Source organism: Odoribacter splanchnicus DSM 20712 (genome assembly GCF_000190535.1).
GTDB classification, from domain to species: Bacteria; Bacteroidota; Bacteroidia; order Bacteroidales; family Marinifilaceae; genus Odoribacter; species Odoribacter splanchnicus.
In genome coordinates, this window is record NC_015160.1 from 164790 (window position 1) to 186310 (window position 21521).

Sequence of the window (21521 nt, forward strand, 5' to 3'; positions counted from 1 at the left end):
AAATTAAATGAGAAGATATGGAAATAAAGATTTTTGTAAATAATCCGTGGCAGGAGAATACGGTGGTTTTATATGACCGGACGGGGGAAGCCGTGATCATCGATTGCGGATGTTTTAGCGGTGAGGAAGAACGAAGATTGCAGGATTTTCTGTCGCAAAAGAAGTTGAAACCCGTGGCTTTGTTGGATACTCATTTGCATATCGATCATATCTTCGGGAATAATTTTATAAAAAATACGTATGGGCTGAGTGCTCAGGCCTCGGATGAAGATAATTTTTTAATCGAGAACGCTGTGGAGTATGCCGCTATGCTCGGAGTTACGGGGATTACGCCGCCGCCTGCCGTAGGGAAGTTTTTGAAAGACGGTGATCGGGTTCGTTTCGGAGAGTCGGAATTGGAAGTGATTGCTGTAGGCGGGCATTCGCCGGGAGGACTTTGTTATTATAGTTCTGCCGATCGATTATTGATTGCCGGAGATGTGTTATTTGCCGGAAGTGTCGGCCGTTCGGATTTGCCTGGAGGAAATGCGCGGGTACTGATAGAAGGCATTCGTAGAAAGTTATTGTGCTTACCCGATGAAGTAAAAGTGATTCCGGGACATGGGCCGGCAACTACCATCGGAGAGGAAAAAAGATACAATCCCTTTTTAAATTAAACGGTATGAAAATAGGAATTATAGTGGCCATGGGGGGGGAATTCCGCTTGGTGGAAGCTTTGTTGAGCGGGAAAAAAGAACAGGAAATACGGGGGTACCGCTATGTGACCGGACAGTTGGGGGAGAAGGAAATCGTCTTGACACAATGTGGTATCGGTAAGGTATGTGCAGCTGTCGGGACTGTCGAGATGATCCGGTATTTTTCGCCCGATTATATACTGAATACCGGAGTAGCCGGAGGGATTGATGCCCGGCTGAGGGTGATGGATATGGTCGTGGGGAAAGAAGTGGTATACCACGATGTGTGGTGTGGGACAGGTAACGAAATGGGACAGGTACAAGGTATGCCTGCGCGTTACAAGGCGGACAGCAAGTTATTGAGTGCGGCATTGTCGGTTACAAGTGATATTGCGTTATGTGAAGGACTGATTTGTAGTGGGGATCGGTTTATTACCGACCGGGTAGCTTTGGAAGGTATAAAAGAGAATTTCCCGGAGGGATTGGCCGTCGATATGGAAAGCGGAGCGATCGCACAGGTGTGTCATATGTATGCGACACCTTTTTTGAGCTGCCGGATAATCAGCGATACGCCCGGGCAAGTAGAAAATCATGCTTTGCAATATCAGGATTTCTGGACAGCTGCGCCTGAAAAATCTTTTGAAATCCTGAAGCAGCTGGTGAATCAGATTACTGAATAATCAACTAAAATCATAAATCATGAAAAAAATACCGAGCTTTTCAATCGATCATATTCATTTGTTGAGGGGAATATATGTCTCCCGTAAGGATTATTTGGGGGATCAGGTGGTGACGACTTTCGATATCCGGATGAAAGAACCGAATCGTGAACCTGCCTTAGGGTACGGTGAATTGCATACGATAGAACATTTAGCGGCTACTTATCTGAGGAATCATCCGGTATGGGGAGAACGGATCGTTTTCTGGGGCCCGATGGGTTGCTGTACGGGAAATTATTTCCTGATGAAAGGAGATTTGCAGGCGAAAGATATTGTGGAACTGATGCGGGAAACATTTCGGTTTATCCGTGACTTCGAGGGGGAAGTTCCGGGAGCCGCTCCCCGGGATTGCGGGAATTATTTGCTGCATAATTTGCCTATGGCTAAATATGAAGCCGATAAATATTTAAGAGAGGTATTGGAGGTCATAGAAGAAAAAAATATGGTGTATCCTGAATAATATTCCGCTAATTGATTATATTTGTGATTATGTAGAAAACAAAGGTATATCTACATTAGATACGAGTAACGCGATTTTACAGTAAACGAAACCGCCAATTTTCAAACTGAACGTAAAATCGGATTATACTCACGTGCTATGCGTGGGCTTTTCCGATTTGGTTCAGTAGGTGCTTGGCGGTGCCTGTTTACTCAGATCAAAAGCTCCACGCATTTTTAATGAGGAGGAGCTGTAAAGACGGTTGCCTATGGAAAATCTTCCTCTTATTTTTAAACGGTATACTTCCGAAAACGGAGGTAAGGAATTATTGGGGGCGGTGGAGTTGAGGCTCGAATTGCCCGGAGAGACGGATGTTCGGTTGGGGATAACGGCTATTACTTTTTTGGTGGACTGGGGTGACGGTGAATCCGATCATTCGGCAGCGCATCATTATGAACAGGCCGGATACTATCGGGTGCGGGTGGTGGGTACAGCTATCAGTCAGTTGGATGTATCCAAATGCCATCTAACCGAGTTGAAGCTGGATAAGTGTCCCTTGCTGGAAAATCTGAACTGTGCTTATAATCGGTTGATCACGCTCGAATTGGTTTGTTGTCCGAAGCTGAAGCTTTTGAATTGTTCCGGGAATCGGTTATCGGTGCTGCGTTCAAGATGTAACCGGGGACTGGTGTATCTGGACTGTAGCGACAATGTTTTGCAAAGTCTGGAGTTGGATGCTTGTCCGGATCTGCTGTACTTATTTTGTTTTTCGAATCGGCTGCATTCCTTGTACCTGGGTGGGTGCGACGACCTGGTCTGTGTAGATATCGGTGGTAATGGTTTCGAGGCAGAGGCGTTGAATCAGCTTTTTAGTTCTTTACCTGCTTTTACCGAAGGAAGAGAAGCCACTATCCGGTTCGAACAGCCCAATGGAAGTGAACGGAAGTGCCGGATGGAACTTCTGCACGCTAAAGGCTGGAAAGTGGTCTGAGCTTTATTCCGGTTGCAGATCGACAGGTTTATAGTTTTGCCGGTCGAGGCGGTCGGTGGTGTTGGCACAATGAATTCCCCGGTCTTTCATGGCTTTGTTTTTGCCGATATGTGTTTCGGGAAATTTCCCGTTTTTCCTGAATAATATATTGATACCCAGGCCTACTAAAGCCAGACCTAAGAGAATGGCAACGATGATGAAGATGGTAAATAGCATAATATTACTTTTAGTTGTTTATACAAAGTTACTGTATAAAAAGAAAGGATTAAACATTACTTCTGGAAAAAAAAACTTAAAATGTAGTTTTGTTTCTTAGGATTTTTCTACATTTGAAACGTGAAAGGCGACAAAGCGTGGTTGTAACCGGGAATAATCCGGAGAAAAAGTTAAGTTCAATAAACATTTCTGAATATTAAATTTATTTGATGATGGAAGAATACGGAAAAAATGAGGGATTTGACATGAATGAAGACCGGGAAGAGGTTTATTCAAAGGCAGTGAAAGCCGGCAAAAGAACTTATTTCTTTGATGTAAAGGCTACACGTAACAATGACTACTACCTGACCATTACAGAGAGTAAAAAGAAATTCGATAAAGATGGTGTTTCAAGCTATGAGAAACATAAAATTTTCTTGTACAAGGAAGATTTCGAGAAGTTCGCCGAAGGATTGGAAGATGCTGTTGCTGTCGTAAAATCTGCTTTAGAAGGGAAATTACCTGAAACTAATTAAAGAAGTAAAAAGTAAAAGGTAAAAAGTGTTCATCGCATTTTTTACCTTTTATTATTACCTTTTGCTTTGTAATATGGCTAAGAAAGAAGTAGTTCAAGATATTTTTAATGATATCGCCCCGAAATACGATTTGCTGAATCATCTGTTGTCGATGAATATCGACAAGGGGTGGAGACGGAAAGCGATGAGCTGCATCGGAGAACAGGAGAAGGGATGCTTATTGGATGTTGCCTGTGGTACAGGTGATTTTTCTATTGCAGCGCACCGGGCCGGAGTGAAGCAAGTGACGGGAATAGATATCTCGGAAAATATGGTGGAGATCGGAAAGAAAAAGGTCGGCGATCTGCATCTTGCTGATGCCATTGAGTTGAAGACCGGGGATTGCGAACATATGGAGTTTGCAACCGGGATGTTCGATGTGGTGACGGTGGCTTTCGGTGTGCGTAATTTCGAGCATCTGGAGTTGGGATTACAGGAAATGTACAGGGTATTGAAAACGGGGGGGAAAGTGATTATTCTCGAGTTCTCTATGCCGGAGCATTTTCCGATGAAACAGTTGTACCGCTTTTATTTTTGTCATATTCTTCCGACGATCGGGGGATGGATTTCAGGGAATAAAGGAGCCTATACTTATCTGCCCGAATCGGTAATGAAATTTCCTCAGGGCGAAACATTCCTGCAAATTATGCGGGACTGTGGTTTTCAGCATCCGGTCCGGCGGAAACTGAGCTTCGGTATCGCCAGCTTGTATGTCGGAGAAAAATGATTTTTTCGTCGGTCAAAAATGGAAAGCTCCCCAACCGGCCAAAAGTGTAAACAGCAGAGTAGAAAGGGATAATACTTTCAATTGCGGGTCCAACCCGCGACCTTCCGCTTGGACTACTTTTTTCAAATGGATCAGAAAGAGAGGGAGGGTGAACCAAAAGATAAAATGAAAAGGCCTGAATCCGCATAAGCCCATATAGCTACTCATTGCAACGAATGCTCCGATGATCAGGCAGAAATGATATACTTTGGCTTTGGAGATCCCCAGTATCACCGGTAAAGTACGTTTACCACAAAGCCGGTCGTTTTCGATATCGCGCATATTATTCAGGTTCAATACACCTGTCGATAACAGACCGACAGCAGTGGCAGGTAGAAAGATACTGATCGATAACCGATGAGTCATTAGAAAATAGGCCCCGCAGACACTGAGTAATCCGAAAAATAAAAAGACAAAGACATCTCCCAGACCATGATAGCCGTAAGCATTTTTGCCGACCGTGTATTTGATGGCGGCAACGATCGAAGCGGCTCCCAGCATCAGCATAATCAGTCCGTCTGTGCTCAGCAAACTTTCAAAAGCGGTGGAGACCAGAGCAGTCCCGGATAAAACGGATAGCAGGACGAAAAGTAAAATCGTTCGTTTAAATTCTTTCAGGGACAGGGCTCCCGACTGAATGCTCCGGATGGGGCCCAAACGCTCCTCATTATCCGTACCTTTTTGTAGGTCACCTAATTCGTTGGCCAGGTTGGATAAAATTTGAAGACAAAGGGTGGTCACTACTGCTAATAGAAAAGGAGCCCAGTTGAAATAACCTTCCGAGGCAGCTAAAAGAGTTCCTAAAAAGATTCCGGATAAAGAAAGAGGTAAAGTCCTCAATCGAAAACTGGCGATATAATATTTTATTTTAGACATTTTAAGGGAATAAATATGCTGTCGATAATCGGGAAACAAAATTACAAATAATTTCGGGAGATGAAAAAGAGAGTTGAAAAGAGTTGCTGAGTTATTGAGTTGCTGAGTTGCTGAGTTATTGAGTTGCTGAGTTGCTGAGTTATTGAGTTGCTGAGTTGCTGAGTTATTGAGTTGCTGAGTTGCTGAGTTATTGAGTTGCAAAGGAGGGGGAGAGTTGATAAAAAAGATTCGAGTTGTTGGAGAGGGGGGAGTGGAAGATAGGGTTTGAAAGGGGACTGATCCTTGAAAGTTTACAAATTTTTGATGGGTGAACCTTCGGAATAGAATCCGGAAGGTAGTTCCGCTAATCAGAACCGAAGGTTCTCCAATCAGAGGCCTCGCCGATCAGGCTTGAAAAGCCGTCAGTCTTATAGGTTTGTCCGGTTGATCGGCATGGTCATACAACGGGCGCCACCGCCACCGCGGGGAAGTTCGGAGCCGTCGATGGTAATTACATATTTTTCGTAAGCACCCGGATTGACTTTGCCGTCGATGAAGTCATTGGCCCGGATGATTTCGAATCCTGCATGATTCATGGCTTCCATCGTGTAATTGTTGCGGGCGTATCCCAGGACCTGACCAGGACCGACGGCGAAGAAATTGGCTCCGCTATGCCATTGTTCGCGTTCCTGATTCCAGTCGTCGCTACCACCACAAAGTACGGGCTCCAGATCCATACCCAGTTTTTTCAGGGCAGAGAGTAAGTTCTTTTCACTGCGGATACTCTGGAGTTTTCCATTCTGGATCTTGATGTGGACGGTTTGATAGCTTCCCGGATTCAGAATCAGCGGTTCGAAAGCCATACATTTATCCTGATCTAATAAGGTAAATACCATATCCAGATGGATGAAGGATTCCGGTGTATGAGGCAGTTGCTGCACAATAATATGTTGTGCTTTTTCACTTTTCCGGCGAATAAACTCGTTGATCAGCATATCGATCGCCTGGGTGCTGGTACGGGCGCCGTTTCCGATAACTAAAATATCGTCGCGGGCAATCAAAACGTCACCACCTTCTATGGTACGTACTCTTTGAGTACTACCGGAAATGGGAGGAATAGTCAGCGTTTGAGTTTTAAATTCGGGTGTAAAATCGAAAATAGACTGCATGATCACCGATTCCCGGTCACGAATGGAATTGGCCATACGACCGATCAACACTTCGTTGTACATACTCATAGAAGCATCACGGGTGAAAAAGAAATTGTGCATGGGACGTAATGCAAACCAGTCTTTACTCAAAAACTTCGTCAGATTGTCCTTGACCATTTCTACTCCTTCGATCAATAGGCGGGAAAGATTTTCTGCATTTTCTTCCAGTAATTGTTCTTTCAGGCTGCCTTTCGGAGATTTTTCACCGATAAACGGTTCGATCCGCTCGATCCGGTCGAGCACTTCCTGTTTGATCTTATCGTCTTTCAGAATATTACACAACAGGTCTTTGACTTCATAAGTCTTCGTCAGTTTGGATAAAACTCCCGAAATTTGTTTGTATTCTTTCCGGGCAATCGAAAGATTGATAATATCACTGTATAAAGCTCTTTCAGCATTTTCGGGGGTCATGTTTTCTACTTCTTCGCCGGGAGTATGGATGATGACTCCGTTTAATTTCCCGATTTCTGACTGAACGTTTACTTCAACGATTGGATTCATATGATTATAATTTATTTTTTGCAGTTATATGAAACTACTCTGTCCCTTATCTGTTTCAGATACATGACATTCGGAACCGAGGGTTTCATAGATTAAAAGTTTGTATTCCGTTGTTTTCTACTTTAAGTATCGTTACAAAAATAGCACATAAATGATTAGTAACCTTATATTTACAGGTTATAATTATGCAAAAGGCAAAAATAATTATGCAGAGAAAAGGACTATCCGAGTCCGGTTAAAATCAGGCGGCCGGTGATCAGATAAATGTTCAGACCGATGATATCGTTGGTCAGAGTAATAAACGGACCTGTCGCTAAGGCCGGATCGATTTTCATCCGGTTTAATAAAAGCGGGAAGGCCGTACCGAAAATAGATGCGAAGAGGATAACGACAAAAAGCGATAGCGTTACCGTGATGGGCATGGCCAGAGTTTGCATCCCGAAACACAAAGTCAGCAAGAATATGATAGAGGAACAAATCGTGGCATTGATCAGAGCTCCTCCGATTTCTTTTACGATATTCTGAAAGCCATGTTTCAGGCTCAATGAATTGGAAGCCAAGCCTTTTACGACGATGGCAGACGACTGTATACCGACATTCCCTCCCATGGCAGTGATGACCGGAATAAACATCGCTGTAACCGGAAATAAAGCGATTTCCGCCTCGTAGCGGGAAATCATCCAGGCCGATACCATTCCTCCGAACAGGGCGATGATCAGCCAGGGGAGCCGGGCTTTGGTCTGTGCCCAGATGCTATCCGAAGATTCTACATCCTGCGAGATACCGGACATCATCTGGTAATCCTTGTCTGCCTCTTCACGGATAAAGTCGACTACGTCGTCGATGGTGATTCGTCCGACTAAGCGGCCTACCTGATCGATTACCGGGATGGCGACCAGGTCGTATTTTTGCATAATCAAAGCCACTGATTCCGCGGGTTCGTCGGTTTTGACCGAGATAATGTCAGGATAGTAAAGATTACTGATTTTTGCCGAGGTAGGGGCGGTAATGATTTTTTTCAGGGATAAACGTCCTTTTAGCTTGTTGTCGTCGTCGACTACATATATATTGTATATTTCATCCAGATTTTCAGCTTGACGGCTGACTTCCCGCAGACAGGTCAGGACGGTCCAGTTTTCATTTACCATCACCAGCTCTTTGGCCATTAACCCTCCGGCCGTATCCTCGTCATAATGCAATAAATCGACAATATCTCCTGCCTGTTCGAGGTCCTCCATATGCGACAACACTTCGTGTTGCTGTTCGTTAGGCATGCTCGCTACCAGATCGGCGGCATCATCCGAGTCCATATTGTCGATAAAGCGACGGGCGATAGTTTCTGCCGGAAAAGATTCGATAAAATGTACTCTTTCCTCTTCGTCGATTTCTGCCAGTACGTCTCCTGCTTTTTCGTTATCCAGCAACAAGAATACGAATTGTGCCCTTTCATTATTCAGCTCCTCCAGGATTTCTGCTATATCTGCGGGGTGAAGCCCGGCAATTTGTTTGCTGACCTCGGTCTTGTTGCCGGCATCGATCAGTTCTTCCAACTGACTCAGAAATTCGTGGGTTAATTCAAATTGTTGCATCCTGAAAATTTTAGATCGTCGTTTTATGCTTTATCGCCAATGTTCCTGTTTTTCTCGATATCCTGGCAGAGCTGGAGGAAGTCGGTAATACCGAGCTGTTCAGGCCGTAAATTCAGATAGGGAGAGTCGAATCCCGGAGGAATGATCCCGCGGATTGAATTCCTGAGTGTCTTCCGGCGTTGATTGAACCCTGTTTTTACGACATTGAAGAATAGTTTCTCTTCACATCCCAGTTCCACGCGTTCGTTCCGGGTCAACCGGATGACTGCCGATTTGACTTTAGGAGGCGGATCGAAAACCTTCTCCCCTACGGTGAATAGATATTCGATGTGATAGAATGCTTGAAGAAAGACACTTAAAATACCATATGTTTTGCTACCCGGAGAGGCTGCAATCCGTTCGGCCACTTCTTTTTGTATCATACAGACCACCTGACGGACCAAATGCCGGTTTTCAATGATCCGGAAGAAAATTTGCGATGAGATATTGTAAGGTAGATTGCCGATCACAGAGAAAGGTTCCTGATAATATTGGCGGATATCTGTTTTCAGAAAATCTCCGTATAGAATCCGGTCCTGATATTCCGGTAATTCCTGATGCAGATAATCGATCGATTCCTGATCGATATCGATGGCCCGGACCGAAAATGCCGGATTGGCGAAAAGATGGCGGGTAAGTACACCCATCCCCGGACCGATTTCCAGTATATCCCGGGTGACAGGAAGTAAACTATCCGTAATTTTCCGTGCAATATTCTGGTCACGCAGAAAATGCTGTCCCAGACTTTTTTTAGCTCTGACAATACTCATGTTACAAAAGTATACAATTTCGGCGGAAAACGGTTTGGGCATGGGCATATTTTTGTACATTTGCAAACAATTTTATAAACCGATTTTCGTATGCACCCTCTTGTAAAAAATACGATAAAATTTTTTTTATTTCTGGCCGTATCGGCCTTTTTATTCTGGTTGGTCTACCGGGATCAGAATTGGGATGAATTGCTGACAGTGCTTAAAGAAGATGTGAATTATTTCTGGATCGGAGTAGCTTGTGTTATGGGGATTGCCAGTCACGTCAGCCGGGCCCTGCGGTGGCAGTTGCTGACCGCATCTATGGGGTATAGGATTTCTTTCGGGAATAGTTTTATGGGGGTGATGATCGGATATTTCGCCAATTTGGCTATCCCGCGGATGGGCGAGTTTACCCGTTGTGGGGTAGTCAGTAAATATGAGGAAGTTCCTTTTTCTAAATTATTGGGTACGGTTGTGACCGAACGGGTAATCGATATGATGATTTTATTGTTCCTGACCTTGATTGTCGTCATTACCCAGTTTAAACAAGTCGGTATTTTTTTAGATAATAATCAGGAGATTGAAGAGAAGGTGGTGAATATGTTCCATTCTTCATGGATGTTGTTGGTGTTGGTTGTTTTGGCGGCTGTCGGTTGGTTGTTTTGGCGGTTGATCCGTAAAACTCGTTTTAAAGAACGGATTCATTCTTTTTTTAAAGGACTGAAAGAAGGGTTGCTTAGTGTGAAAGATGTGCGACACAAAGGATTGTTCGTTTTTTATTCCTTATTTATCTGGTTGATGTATTTCCTGATGTTTTATGTCTGCTTCTTCTGTTTTCAGTTTACTTCGCATTTGGGGGCACTGGTCGGGTTGACCATTTTCGTTCTTTCGAGTTATGGTATGGTGGCTCCTGTACAGGGAGGTATCGGGGCCTGGCATTTTATGGTTATAGCAGCTTTGATGATTTATTTGCCGCATACCCCGAATATCGAAAGCATGGCCAAAACTTTTGCTCTATTGACCCACGGTACAATGACGTTGTTATATATCGTGGTCGGTGTGATTTGTGTAATCTTGCTGCCGCTTTATAATAATGCCGCAGGAAAACAGGGAAAGGATCGGAGGTAAGTTAATTATTTTGACTATGGGCACAGTGAATTTGATATATGATTATTTTCCGGAACTGACGGAGGAGCAACGGGAACGTTTTGCTCGTCTGGAAGGTTTGTATCGGGAATGGAATGAAAAGATAAACGTGATTTCCCGCAAAGATATGGATGAGTTTTGGGTACATCATGTGTTGCATTCACTGGCGATCGCAAAGATCATCCGTTTTGCTCCCGGGACTCGGGTGATGGATGTCGGTACAGGAGGAGGATTCCCGGGGATTCCTTTGGCTATTTTGTTTCCTGAGGTAAATTTCTATCTGATCGATTCCATCGGCAAAAAGATAAAAGTCGTGGAAGGGATTCGGGATGCTTTGGGGTTACAGCATGTCAGGACCGAGCAGATCCGCGTGGAAAATGTTGCGGAACAACAGGATTTTATTGTCAGCCGGGCTGTGACAGCTTTTCCTGCCTTTGTCAAACTGATTCGGGGAAAGATCCGGAAGGACTCGGCCCATTCCCTGGACAATGGAGTGATCTATTTAAAAGGAGGAGATTTTGAGGAAGAAATTGCACCTTTCCGTTCTAAAGTGAAAATCTATTCCATTCCTGACTTTTTTTCGGAAGATTTTTTTGAAACCAAGAAAATCATCTATTTGAAGAATTAGTTCTTTCAATATTTTTTTATTTTTGCCGTACTATATGAGGTGTAAAGATGAACAGGAAATATTGACCTTGATTAGTTGCGGTAATCCGGATGGACTAAAAAGCCTTTTTGATCTTTATTATAAGCCTCTTTGTATTTTTGCTATGAACTTTCTGGATTCTTTCGGTGAGTCGGAAGATATCGTCCAGGACTTGTTTGTGAAGTTTTGGGAAAAATATAAAGATAAACAGTTCGAGGGATCGTTGAGGGCTTATTTTTTTACTGCTGTCCAGCATAATTGCGCGAAGGTGTTAAAATTGAAGAACCGCTATAATTTACAGTTGGAAGAGGAATATATCGACGAGCCGGTGTATTCCGAAGAGGAGTTTGAAGGAGAGTGCCGGAAATTATATGCCGAAATAGCCCGTCTTCCCGAACAATGCCGGAAAGTGTTCGAGCTGATCGTATTAAAAGATATGAAATACAAAGAAGTGGCTGACTTTCTCGGTTTATCTGTGAATACCGTAAAGACTCATTTTGCCCGTGCATTGAAACAATTGCGCAGTTCTCTTCAAATTCTGCTTGTTTTCTTACTTCGGAAATAGCGATCGGGGTATCGCTGAAAAGCCTTGGGGGATAGGTTATCCGTAAATTGCCTTTTCGGGTAAATTATTTTTTCGAAAAAAAATTTCATTTCATTCACCCATTTTAATCTTTTTGAGCTTTAGGTAATAGAAACGTTTTCTAAATAAATCGTCTGTGCGCAGGATAAATTTAAAATCGAAAGCAATGAATGAAGAGGAATTAGTCTCTTATGTGGTTCGCTATTGTAAACATGAATTATCGGAAGAAGAATACCGGTTTTTACAACGGTGGTTGGAGGAAAAACAGGAAAATCGGCAAACTTTCCGGGAATGGGTGAGAACTTATAGACAAGGGCGTAAGGTGGGGTGTTGGGATGGGATTCAGGAGGAGCAGGCCTGGGAGCAAATATCCTGCCGTCTCTCTGCCTCGCCCCGGAAGAGACGTCGCTTATGGAAGGAATGGTGGAAACAAGTTGCAATACTGATCCTTTTATTGGGTAGCGGATTATTGTATTATTCGTTGCAACAGTTACAGGAAAGTCGGGAGACCGCTTTGTCTCAGATCGTTCCGGGTAGCCGAAAGGCGGTGTTGCGTTTGTCGGATGGGCGGGAAGTTACACTGGAAAAAGAGACTACCTGCGTATTGACCGAGGAAGACGGTACCCGGATTTCAGTCGGAGGGCAGGAGCATATCGTTTATCAGGCTGTAAGCCAGGAACAGGAAAAATTGGCTTATAATACAATTACCGTGCCCCGGGGCGGGGAATATTCCCTGGTATTGTCGGACGGTACACGGGTGTGGCTGAATGCGGAAACCGAACTGACTTATCCCACGGTTTTTGGCAAGGGAGAGAGAAAATTGATGCTGAAAGGGGAAGCTTGTTTCGAAGTAGTAACAGATACAGCCCGTCCTTTTATTGTCGAGAGTTTCTACAATCGCGTCGAGGTGTTGGGTACGCGCTTTAATGTTTCTGCTTATACCGGTAAAAGTGCGGTGAAAACTACTTTGTTGAGGGGAAAGGTCAAAGTGTCGAATAGAAAAGGACAGTTGGTCTTGTCACCGGGCGAACAAGCCGTTTGCCTGGAAGAAGAAATAGAAAAATGTGAAGTCGATGCCCGGGCTGTGGCTGCCTGGGTAGACGGAACTTTTGAATTTGAAAACATGTCTTTAGGCGAAATCACCGATCAATTGGGACGTTGGTACGATGTAGACTTTGTATTTGCCGATCCGCAGTTGAAAGCAATCACTTTTACGGGAGCTGCTACCCGTTATCGTGAATTGGATTTTGTGTTGCGGATGCTGGAAGAATTGGCTCGGGTACGGTTCCAGTTAGAAAATAAAACGATCCGGGTTTCGAAAATTTGAATCTACTAAACTACAAAATTATGAAAAAAAGAAGAAAAAATCCATCCGGCATACGACTGATTGTCAGGTTGTGCTGTTTTTTCGTATTTGTATCGAGCTTGCATACTCAGGCAACCGTATGGGCTCAGGGGAAAGTGACCGTAGAGCTGCAGAATAAAACACTCGGAGAGGTGTTGAAAGTGTTGAAAGAACAAACAGGCGTGCACTTTATGTATAATACTCAGGAGGTGAATGTCGGGACGAAAGTCTCTGTATCCCTGAACGAAGCCCGGTTAGAGGAGGCCTTACAATCGATCTTTCAGGGGTTACCTTATCGTTACAATCAGGTCGAGGACTATATTTTAATTACTCCGAAAAAAGAATCGGAAACCCAGCAGACCGATATGCGGACAGTGAAAGGAAAAGTAGTGGATTCTAAAGGAGAACCGCTACCCGGAGTATCTGTGGTGGTAAAAAATACAACAGCCGGAGTAGCAACGGATATAGAGGGAAAATTCGAGATCCGTTTGAATTCGGGAGAAGAGATCTTAGTGTTTTCTTTTGTGGGAATGCGTACACAGGAAGTGAAAGCGAATAAAGATAACCTCTATGTCGTGATGGAGAGTGTGGCCGAATTGATGCAGGAAGTGATCGTGAAGACCGGTTACCAGAATATCGAGAAACGTAAGCTTTCTTCTTCCGTCTTTACTATCGATGGTGATTTGGTGCGGGAAGGAGCTGCTTTGGGGTTGGATAATATGTTGCAGGGAAAAATTCCGGGAATGAATGTTATGGGATCTTCTTCGACTCCCGGAGCTGCAACGAAAATCAGAATCCGCGGATCTTCGACGATTTCAGGTAACCGCGAACCCTTGTGGGTAGTCGATGGATTTATTCTGGAAGATCCCGTACAGATCAGTGCCGAAGAATTGAATAGCCTCGATAACGTAAACCTCATCGGAAATGCGATTTCTTCGCTGAATCCACAGGATATCGAACGGATAGACGTTTTGAAAGATGCTTCGGCTACCGCTATTTATGGGGTAAAAGCTGCCAATGGAGTTATCGTCATTACCACTAAGAAAGGAAAAATCGGGAAGCCCCGGGTGAGGTATTCAATGAATTTATCGGTCAATGAACGACCGGAATACGACGGGCTCTACCGGATGAATTCGAAGGACCGGATCGAGGTATCCAAGGAAATCGAACAGAGGGGATTGTCGTTCGGTACTCCTCCGGCCAGGGTTTCTTATGAAGGTGCTTTGCTGGACCTGTACGACCGGACCATTACTTATGAAGAGTTTCAGAAGAAAGTGAAAAGACTGGAAGAAGTGAATACCGATTGGTTCGATATCATTTACCGGACCTCTTTTTCACAAAAACATAATGTTTCTATTTCAGGTGCTAACGATAAGGTAAATTATTATTTTTCAGGTGGTTTACAGCATATCCCCGCTACGGTGAGAGGTACCGGTGTAAAACAGTTCAACGGCCTGATGAAACTGGGAGTGAATCTGCTTTCCAATCTGAAAATGGAGTTGCAGATGAGAGCGTCGACCGACGATAAGGATTACCTGCATTCTTCTTTGTCTCCTTATCAGTATGCCTATAATACTTCCCGTGCGATACCCTGTTATAATGAGGACGGTACGTTGGCTTATTACAACAAGACGCAAGGCTATGAATTCCCGCTACAATACAATGTGGTGAACGAAATGCAACATACGGGGATGAATATCGAGGGGACGACGTTGAATTTCAATGCTAATTTACTATGGGAGATTATTCCTGGATTAAGATTAACCGGCGCCTTGAGTTATAATCGGTCGAATACCGATCAAAAAGAATGGTTCGACGAACAATCTTACGCGGCTGCTCAGCTCAGAAATTATAATTACGGACTGGAATTGCCCGATAGTGACATTTGGCGTGAACAGCAATGTAAGTTGCCTTACGGGGGAGAACTGGTGAATACGGATACCCGGAATACTTCTTATACTGCAAGGGCACAAGTGGATTATTCTTTTCAATTTCTGGAAGATCATCAGATCACGGTGGTTGCCGGTACGGAGGCACGTTCGTCTAAATACAAAGGATTGAAATCGACGGAATACGGTTATTTGCCCGACCGGGGAGAAAAATTTGTAGAGATCGACCCGGTGCAGTGGCCGAAATATGGTGATCTGGTGAAAAGTCATCCGAATGTGATCACCAATACCCTGACCAATGTGATGTCATGGTATGGAACATTCACTTACGACTATATGAACCGCTATATCGTCAATTTCAATATCCGGGCCGACGGTTCCAATAAGTTCGGACAGGATAAGAGTAACCGTTTTTTACCGATCTGGTCGGTCTCGGGCCGATGGAATCTGCACGAAGAAGCCTTCCTGAAAGAAGTGATGTGGATGAATATGTTTGCTTTCCGGGGATCATACGGTATTCAGGGGAATGTCTCACCCGATCAGACACCGAATTTGTTGATCCAGCTGGGATCCTTCGATCCGATTTCGAAACAGTATATTTCAAAGTTATCGAAGCTGCCCAATCCGCAATTGCGCTGGGAAAAGACGACTTCGTGGAACTTCGGGGTGGATTTCGCTTTCCTCGATAACCGATTGAACGGTAGTGTAGAAGTATACCGGAAGAAAGGGAAAGATCAGATCATTTCCAAAGAAGTGGCTTCGACGACCGGGAGTACGACTATGCAGCTGAATGCCGGAAACCTGGAAAATAAAGGGTATGAAATCGTGTTGAATGTAGTGCCGGTGAAAACGAAAGATATTACCTGGGCACTGAATATCAATGGGGCCCGGAATATCAATAAGGTAACGAAATCCGGGATTACGACGGATTACGGATACAAGGAATATCTCGATGGATCGGCTGTTATTCCGGGAGAAGCCCTGAATACTTTTTATTCTTATAAATATGATCGGTTGGATGCTAACGGCTTGCCTACTTTTAAAGATATCGAAGAAACCGACGGTATCACCCAAACGGAGATGTTTGCCAAGGTTTTCGCCTATTCGGGTACCCGTATACCGGATATTACCGGTGGGTTCGGTACGGATATCTCGTATAAGAATTTAGCTATCGGAGGATTTTTTTCTTATAGTTTGGGGACTAAGATCCGGCTGAACAACTTGTATAATGATTCCGGACAGCGGCTCCCGCAGCCTCAGCAAAATATGAATCAGGCGTTTGTGAACCGGTGGAAACAACCCGGTGATGAAAACCGTACGGATATTCCGGTATTGACGACCGATCCGCTGGATATGTACGGATTGGGGATCGACCGGAAAATCAAGATTGCCGATAATGGCTGGGAGATGTACAATAAGAGTGATCTACGGGTGGCTTCAGGGAATTATCTGCGCTTAAAAAACTTGTATGTGCGGTATAATTTCAGTGATAGAATCTGTCATAAGATCCGGGCCCAAATGATCAGTGTGCGCTTCGAGGCGACTAACCTCTGGTTACTGGCCGATAAAAAATTGAAAGGACAGGATCCGGAACAGGTGACTTTGGGAGGAGTTTCTACACCTCCGACTTCTTCATATACTTTGGGATTAGATATCACTTTTTAAATAGCAGACTATGAAACGATATATAAGATTATTAGGGGTATTACTGATATTGTTTTCCTCTTGCTCTGATTTTTTGGAAGAGAAATCACAGGATTTGATTATTCCGAAGTCGGTCAAAGATTACCGGGAGTTCCTTTTCGGTGAGGCCTATATCCGGGATGAAACCCAGATACATACTTACCTGGACATCATGACGGACGATGTGAAAGAAAATATCAAGGGTAGTTTTCTGGGGGGAGATACCCGGGCCAGCGGTTATGGCTACTATACCTGGCAGGCCGATCCGGAGCAGACGGTTTCCGGAGCGATCAGTGAAGATAAGGCTTGGGAGACATATTATCATTCTATCCTGATCTGTAACATTACGCTGGATAATATCGGGGATATCAGCGGATCGAAGGCCGAGAAAGAAGACTTGAAGGCAGAAGCTTATGCTTTGCGGGCTTATTGTTATTTTATGCTGGTGAATTTGTATGGACAACCTTATAATCAGGCGACGGCCGAAACGGATCTCGGAGTTCCGGTCAACGATGTGGTAGGGATGGAAGACCGGAAGTTTGTCCGGGAGAGTGTGGCTGAAATCTATCGGCAGATAGAAAGCGATCTGAAAGAAGCGATTACTTGTTTCAAAGCCTCCAACCTGACGAAGACCTGTTTCCGCTGGAACCTGCCGGCTACGTATTTGTTGGCTTCCCGGGTGAGCTTGTATAAGAAAGAGTATGATAAAGCCATCGAATATGCGACGTATGTGATCGCTGCACAACCTCAGCTCTATGATTTGTCGGCAATGAGCGACGATGATTATTTTCTGAATGAAAAGAATCCTGAGATATTGTTTACTTATGGCTATTATCTGGTGAGTTATTATGCCTGGCTGGCCAAATGTAATTTCCCGATTTCCGACGATCTTCAGGCATTATACGGGGATAACGACTGGAGATTGACGCATTTCTTCTATAAACGGAGAGCTGTTTATACGGCCCAAAAATCGGAAACTTCGGGAACTACCGGCATATACGGATATGCTTTCCGGACAGCGGAAGCCTACCTGAACCGGGCAGAGGCTTATGCCGGGAAAGGAGATAAAGACAAAGCTTTACAGGATCTGAAAACCATTCGGGAAAAACGCCTGAAAGTGTACGAAGAGGTACAAGCGGTGACTAAAGAAGACGTCATCCGGAGGGTAAGGGAAGAAAGACGGCGGGAACTCAGCTTCGAATTTCATCGCTGGTTCGACCTGAGGCGTTGGGACCGGCCCCGGATAGAGCATACCTTTACACCCGATATCAAGCAACCCGATGTCGTTGAAAAATATGTACTCGAAAAAGACGATCCGGCCTATACCTTGCCTTTACCCCGGTCGGTAGTGGAATATGATCCGACACTGGTCGACAATCCCCGTCCACAACGGGAGAATCAGAATGTTACCGGAGAAAATTGATCATATGAGTCTCGACAATGAAACCTTTAACTTAAAACGATAATTGTTATGAAAACTAGATGGTTGATATATATTCTGTTAGGTGTTTTCCTGAGTTCCTGTTATAAAGAGGAGAATATCGAGGGCGAAGAAGACGAGCCCAAGTACAAGGTGGAAGATAGTGAAGACCCCCTGGATCACTTTATTTATGGGTTTTATCATGACTACGGTGTATTTATTTTATATGATTATGAGGAAGTCGATTATCGATGGAATATGAGTACCGTATTGGATGTGGAATTGATAAAACAAACGGATAAGGTTACTTTGAACGAAGGTTTGGCCTATTTGGACAACGTTTTGTTCCAATATTATACCGATGATTTTAAAAAACATTATTTCCCCTTCAAGATTTTACTGGCCGATTCAGTGCAAGTGCTTAAAAATGGTGTATGGTACCCGGATGAACCGGCGACAGCAGGCCTGAGTTTTCTGGGAATCGGTCGAATCCGTAACGGGATAGGTGAGATTCCGGCCGATAGCCTGTTTGAATTGAGAGGAAAGGTACAGGCTGCTTTCTGGGCGAATTTTTTATACAATAATGAAATGATGGATCTTCCCGAAGCTTTCTGGAACATCAGCGAGGATTATTACGGGGGAAATCTGAAGTTGGTGGATGGGAATAGCGGGCTCAAACCCGATGAGATCGATATGAAGAAATATGGATTCTGGGACCGTGACCGGACGGCCGATAGTGGGACCAACTACTGTATGGCTCCTAACAAAACGCTGGATATCAATCAATTTATCGATATGGTTACGACCCATACAACCGCGGAAATGGAGGCATTGATCGCTCCGTACGATCGGCTGAAAGATAAATACCATTTATTGGTAAATCAACTGAAAGAAGTGTATGGAGTGGATATTCAGGCAATAGGAAATGATCAATATTAATAAAACGAGAAGTATGAAAAACAGATTTTTTTATTTCGTGATTCTTTTATTGGCTGTATGTTTATCGGCCAATGCCAATGATTTTAAGAAGAAACGTAAAAAGCAAGAGACGACTCCGGCTTTGGCCGACGCCTTGAAGAAAGAAAAAACGGAGGACAAAAGCTATGATAAGGTGATTACTAAAGAAGCCCGCACGAAGAAGGGACTGATCACCTTACATATGGTGAAAAGTACATTCTATATGGAAATACCGGTGAAGTTGATGGGAAAACCGATGTTGTTCGCCGGTAGGGTGGCGGAGATCAGCGACAATAAGGATGTGGTGGCCGGACAGATGCCTCAGGATCCGATGCTGGTGGAATGGAGCTGCGATGAGGAAAAAGTCTATCTCCATAATGTGATCAGCAGATCGGTATGTGATGAAAACGAACCGATTGCAATATCTATGGAACGGAACAATCTGAAACCGGTCATCCGGGCTTTTCCGATCAAAGCATTCAGTAAAGATTCGAGTGCGATGGTGATCGATGCCACTAAATTGTTTTGTGCCGACGAACGGCCGGTAAGTCCTTTTATTCCTGCCTCTCCCTTCGATGCTTTGTTCGGTATGAAAAAGATGAAAGGGGTTTTTAAGGCCGATCTGTCGTCGATCCTCGATTTCAAGGCTTTCCCGCAGAATATTTCTGTAAAAAGCCGGGTGGCCTATACGGTCAACGGTACTCCTTTTACGGCTGTCGTCCATTTGTCGATGATACAGCTGCCGGATGAGCCGATGCGGCCTCGTTTACTCGATCCCCGGATGGGGTATTTCTCCGATCGGAAAGTGTTGTATTCCACCGAAAAAGATCAGAGCGAGAAGATCGCTTATGTCAATCGCTGGCGTTTGGAACCTAAACCCGAAGAACTGGAACGGTATAAAAAAGGGGAATTGGTAGAGCCGGCTAAACCGATTGTTTTTTATGTGGATAACGCCCTGCCGGCTAAATGGAAAAAATATATCAAATTGGGTATCGAGGACTGGCAACCTGCTTTCGAAGCGATCGGTTTCAAAAACGCTATCGTTGCCCGTGATTTCCCGACCGATGATCCCGATTTCGATCCCGACGATATCCGTTATTCCTGTTTCCGCTATGCGACGACGACGGTGGCCAATGCGATGGGACCGTCCTGGACCGATCCCCGTTCAGGTGAAATTATTCAGGCATCGGTGTATATGTATCACGATGTGTTGAAATTGTTGCACAACTGGAAGTTTGTTCAGACAGCTCAGGTCGATCCGAAAGCCCGGGCTGCCGTTTTCGACGAAGAAACGATGGGAGCGAGCCTGCGCTATGTCGCCTCACACGAAATCGGACATACGCTGGGATTGATGCATAATATGAGGGCTTCTTATTCGATACCGGTGGATTCGCTCCGTTCCCCCGCTTTTACTGCAAAATACGGAACGACGACTTCTATCATGGATTACGCCCGGAATAATTATGTGGCACAGCCTGAAGATAAAAATGTACGCTTGATTCCGCCCCTGTTGGGTGTGTACGATATCTTTATGATCAAATTGGGATATGCTCCGATTTACGATGCCGAAACACCGGCCGACGAATATGCTACTCTGAATAAATGGATTCAGGAAAAAGCGGGCGACCCGATGTATACCTATGGTGAACAGCAAATCCTGGGAACCCTGGATCCCGCTTCCCAGTCGGAATCGCTCGGGGACGATGCGGTGAAAGCCAGCCGGTATGGGATTAAGAACCTGCGGTATATCATGGACCATCTGGTGGAATGGAGTGCAATTGAAAATCGGCCTTATGATCAGACCAGTGAGTTATATTACGAACTGACCAAACAATACCAAAGGTATATGGGACATTGTATGGCCTACATCGGAGGGCTGTATCTCAACCATCCGGTAGCCGGAGATGAGCAGAAAGGATTTGTACCCGTGTCCAGGGAGAAACAGAAAGAGGTCGTGAAATTTTTCTTCGACGAATTTAAAGAACAACCCAAATGGATGGCGAAGAAAGAAATTATGACCCTTTTCGAACCGAATAATGATATGGTCGCTAATTTGCAGGCAAATCTGCTTCGTAATCTATTGAACAGTTCTACACTCGGAAAAGTGGGCATGAATGCCAAATATTCCGAGCGGCCTTATACCCAGAAGGAATACCTGAACGATTTGTATCAGGGGGTATGGAATAAGACCGAACAAGGGAAAGCCTTGGATTATTACGACCGTAACCTGCAATACGCTTATGTGCAATATTTGTTAAAAGAACTGGAACTCACGAAGGATGCGGAGAAGTCGAAAGGGCTCTCTTTGGAATTATTGACTGAAGACCATTTGCCGTGTTATGGCTACGAGTATCACCGGCATGCCCGGCAAATGTCTGCCAATACCAAAATATCGGATTTGGGGATCAGTTCTAAAACTTTGTATTACGGGCAATTGGTAAAACTGAAAGAGCTACTGAAGAATAGACGCCATTCTGCTTCGGGAGACGACAAAGTGCATTATGATTATTTGTACTTCGAATTGAATAGTGTCCTAAAATAGGGAT

At 44.4% G+C, this 21521-nt stretch carries 19 protein-coding genes; 14 read left to right on the plus strand and 5 right to left on the minus strand.

The genetic code is table 11. The features are described from left to right. Positions 1–17 precede the first annotated feature (17 nt). The 4 genes from ODOSP_RS00695 to ODOSP_RS18585 all read left to right on the plus strand — a co-directional run bounded on the left by ODOSP_RS00695 (position 18) and on the right by ODOSP_RS18585 (position 2823). Positions 18–656 carry an MBL fold metallo-hydrolase gene (locus ODOSP_RS00695; RefSeq protein ID WP_013610502.1) on the plus strand — a complete coding sequence of 213 codons (639 nt, stop codon included), beginning with the start codon at positions 18–20 and terminating at the stop codon, positions 654–656. Between the two features lie 5 nt (positions 657–661). Beyond that, positions 662–1354 (plus strand): 5'-methylthioadenosine/adenosylhomocysteine nucleosidase, encoded by a 693-nt coding sequence (locus ODOSP_RS00700; protein WP_013610503.1) that lies wholly within the window; start codon positions 662–664, stop codon positions 1352–1354. Positions 1355–1373: 19 nt separating this feature from the next. Continuing rightward, complete coding sequence (locus ODOSP_RS00705; protein ID WP_013610504.1) at positions 1374–1853, plus strand: S-ribosylhomocysteine lyase; 480 nt, start codon at positions 1374–1376, stop codon at positions 1851–1853. A 247-nt stretch (positions 1854–2100) separates the two neighbouring features. Further along, positions 2101–2823 carry a leucine-rich repeat domain-containing protein gene (locus tag ODOSP_RS18585; RefSeq protein ID WP_013610505.1) on the plus strand — a complete coding sequence of 241 codons (723 nt, stop codon included), beginning with the start codon at positions 2101–2103 and terminating at the stop codon, positions 2821–2823. A gap of 3 nt (positions 2824–2826) precedes the next feature. Here ODOSP_RS18585 and ODOSP_RS00715 read toward each other — a convergent pair whose 3' ends face one another. After that, positions 2827–3039, minus strand: a complete 213-nt coding sequence (locus ODOSP_RS00715) for a hypothetical protein (protein ID WP_013610506.1) — start codon at positions 3037–3039, stop codon at positions 2827–2829. A 212-nt stretch (positions 3040–3251) separates the two neighbouring features. Between ODOSP_RS00715 and ODOSP_RS00720 the strand changes: the two genes are divergently transcribed. Next, on the plus strand, positions 3252–3554 hold the full coding sequence (locus ODOSP_RS00720) for a DUF3276 family protein (RefSeq protein WP_013610507.1): 303 nt from the start codon (positions 3252–3254) through the stop codon (positions 3552–3554). A 73-nt stretch (positions 3555–3627) separates the two neighbouring features. Further along, on the plus strand, positions 3628–4320 hold the full coding sequence (gene ubiE, locus ODOSP_RS00725) for a bifunctional demethylmenaquinone methyltransferase/2-methoxy-6-polyprenyl-1,4-benzoquinol methylase UbiE (RefSeq protein WP_022159623.1): 693 nt from the start codon (positions 3628–3630) through the stop codon (positions 4318–4320). A gap of 12 nt (positions 4321–4332) precedes the next feature. On the opposite strand, the gene menA is transcribed toward ubiE, so the two are convergent. The 4 genes from menA to rsmA form a co-directional block, all read right to left on the minus strand. Then, the gene (gene menA, locus ODOSP_RS00730) at positions 4333–5235 is read right to left on the minus strand and encodes a 1,4-dihydroxy-2-naphthoate octaprenyltransferase (RefSeq protein ID WP_013610509.1); all 903 of its coding nucleotides are present in this window, start codon (positions 5233–5235) and stop codon (positions 4333–4335) included. Positions 5236–5642: 407 nt separating this feature from the next. Next, complete coding sequence (locus ODOSP_RS00735; RefSeq protein WP_013610510.1) at positions 5643–6926, minus strand: arginine deiminase; 1284 nt, start codon at positions 6924–6926, stop codon at positions 5643–5645. 221 nt (positions 6927–7147) lie between these two features. Further along, positions 7148–8515 carry a magnesium transporter gene (gene mgtE, locus ODOSP_RS00740; RefSeq protein WP_013610511.1) on the minus strand — a complete coding sequence of 456 codons (1368 nt, stop codon included), beginning with the start codon at positions 8513–8515 and terminating at the stop codon, positions 7148–7150. A 23-nt stretch (positions 8516–8538) separates the two neighbouring features. Then, positions 8539–9324, minus strand: coding sequence for a 16S rRNA (adenine(1518)-N(6)/adenine(1519)-N(6))-dimethyltransferase RsmA (gene rsmA, locus ODOSP_RS00745; RefSeq protein ID WP_041557088.1), 786 nt, complete (start codon positions 9322–9324; stop codon positions 8539–8541). Between the two features lie 90 nt (positions 9325–9414). Here rsmA and ODOSP_RS00750 point away from each other — a divergent pair, with 90 nt between their 5' ends. From ODOSP_RS00750 to ODOSP_RS00785, 8 genes are all read left to right on the plus strand, one after another. Then, a complete protein-coding gene (locus ODOSP_RS00750; RefSeq protein WP_013610513.1) occupies positions 9415–10434 on the plus strand; it encodes a lysylphosphatidylglycerol synthase transmembrane domain-containing protein in 1020 nt (339 codons plus the stop codon). Between the two features lie 16 nt (positions 10435–10450). Further along, a complete protein-coding gene (gene rsmG, locus ODOSP_RS00755; protein WP_013610514.1) occupies positions 10451–11080 on the plus strand; it encodes a 16S rRNA (guanine(527)-N(7))-methyltransferase RsmG in 630 nt (209 codons plus the stop codon). Positions 11081–11114: 34 nt separating this feature from the next. Then, positions 11115–11663: an RNA polymerase sigma factor gene (locus ODOSP_RS00760; protein ID WP_013610515.1), complete on the plus strand. Its 549-nt coding sequence runs from the start codon at positions 11115–11117 to the stop codon at positions 11661–11663. 184 nt (positions 11664–11847) lie between these two features. Continuing rightward, positions 11848–13008, plus strand: a complete 1161-nt coding sequence (locus tag ODOSP_RS00765) for a FecR family protein (protein WP_013610516.1) — start codon at positions 11848–11850, stop codon at positions 13006–13008. A gap of 20 nt (positions 13009–13028) precedes the next feature. Beyond that, the gene (locus tag ODOSP_RS00770; RefSeq protein ID WP_013610517.1) at positions 13029–16580 is read left to right on the plus strand and encodes a SusC/RagA family TonB-linked outer membrane protein; all 3552 of its coding nucleotides are present in this window, start codon (positions 13029–13031) and stop codon (positions 16578–16580) included. A 10-nt stretch (positions 16581–16590) separates the two neighbouring features. Further along, positions 16591–18021, plus strand: a complete 1431-nt coding sequence (locus ODOSP_RS00775; RefSeq protein ID WP_013610518.1) for a RagB/SusD family nutrient uptake outer membrane protein — start codon at positions 16591–16593, stop codon at positions 18019–18021. A 48-nt stretch (positions 18022–18069) separates the two neighbouring features. After that, positions 18070–18957, plus strand: a complete 888-nt coding sequence (locus ODOSP_RS00780; RefSeq protein ID WP_013610519.1) for a hypothetical protein — start codon at positions 18070–18072, stop codon at positions 18955–18957. Positions 18958–18970: 13 nt separating this feature from the next. Beyond that, entirely contained in the window at positions 18971–21517 is a 2547-nt protein-coding gene (locus ODOSP_RS00785; RefSeq protein WP_013610520.1) for a zinc-dependent metalloprotease, read from the plus strand. The last annotated feature ends 4 nt before the right edge of the window (positions 21518–21521 follow it).